A 1429-nucleotide genomic window follows, 5' to 3' on the forward strand; every position below is an offset into this window, starting at 1 on the left:
TGTTGGTGAACCCGCCCCTTGTATCTTAAAGGAGTCAGTAGATCGCCACGTCATGGATTCGATCGAGCCGACTTTCAGGCGATCGAGCCCACAAGTGAGCGATGGTACCGATAGTCAGGCGATCAAGCCGACAAGTGGGCGATCGTACCGACTCTTCAAAGTAAATCTAAAGAAACAAGGAAAGTTTCGTACAAATGGTTCTGTAACAGGCGAAAGTGCTAGCTATAGGACATCAGCAATCGGTGAAGTTGGCCCGCCCCTTAGACACTCATAAGTCTGTTGCGTAGATAAGCTCCCATTACTGATGACAGGCGCACCTAAAACTGGACAGTATCTTAGGCTCTCGATCGAACGATCGGGAAAGCCTGCATTGACAAGGTTAGTATTCAATTGCCTGTCACGTTCTTTCATAAATCGGAGTAAATTGGGAGCTAAAAATGACATCAATAGTCTTAGGTATAGACATCAGTAAAAGAGACTTTCATGTTTCATTACTGAAAGAAGGTCGTGCGACCAAACCCAAAAAGTTCACTAACAATGTTCAAGGGTTTGAAAGTTTGCATAACTGGCTTGAACAACAAAATGTAGTCGAACTCCATGCTTGTATGGAAGCTACTAGCATCTATGGAGAAGCCTTAGCCGAATTCCTGTATGGGGCTGGGTTTCAGGTCAGTATCGTCAATCCAGCTCGTATTAAAGGGTTTGCCAAAAGCGAACTTCTGAGAACTAAAACTGACTCCGTAGATGCGGCACTGATTGCTCGTTTTTGTGCGGCAATGAAACCGTCTCTGTGGACACCAACCGCACCCGAAGTTAAAGAATTACAAGCTTTGTTACGACGGCTCGAATCTGTGATCGAAATGGCTACGAGCGAGCAGAACCGTCTGGAAACAGCTACGCTAACTGTTGCCGAGCTTACCCTTGCACACTTGGAGTACCTAAAAGAACAACAAAAATTGCTCAAAAAACTGATTAGTGACCATTTTGACCAGCACCCACATTTAAAACAACAGCGTGACCTCTTGACTTCAATTCCCGGAATTGGTGAACAGACAGCATCCGTATTGTTAGCTGAAATTCGTAATGTTTCCGATTACACCAATGCTCGTCAATTAGCGGCTTACGCAGGTTTAACACCCTGTGAGCGTAGTTCTGGGACTTCAGTTAAAGGCAAAACTCGTTTGTCTTGCACTGGAAATGTCCGACTGCGAAAGGCATTGTATTTGCCTGCGGTAGTGGCGATGCGTCACAATCCATTGCTGAAAGCTATGAGTGACCGATTATTGGGTCGTGGCAAGGTAAAAATGCAGGTGATTGGTGCTTTGATGCGGAAGTTGGTGCATTTGGCTTTTGGTATTTTAAAGTCCCAAAAGCCTTTCGACCCCAATTATTTACTCGCTACCCCTTGACAGATCAAGACAGTATCTAC

At 45.1% G+C, this 1429-nt stretch carries 2 protein-coding genes; both read left to right on the forward strand.

Annotated features, from left to right (window positions below; genetic code table 11):
- Window positions 1-274: hypothetical protein (locus tag QUB16_RS33350; protein ID WP_333322682.1), on the forward strand; the 274-nt coding region annotated here is incomplete at its 5' end.
- 163 nt (window positions 275-437) lie between these two features.
- Window positions 438-1409 (forward strand): transposase, encoded by a 972-nt coding sequence (locus QUB16_RS33355; protein WP_333322684.1) that lies wholly within the window; start codon window positions 438-440, stop codon window positions 1407-1409.
- Window positions 1410-1429 lie beyond the last annotated feature (20 nt).

This window comes from Microcoleus sp. D3_18a_C4, assembly GCF_036702415.1.
In the GTDB taxonomy this organism is placed as follows: Bacteria; Cyanobacteriota; Cyanobacteriia; order Cyanobacteriales; family Microcoleaceae; genus Microcoleus.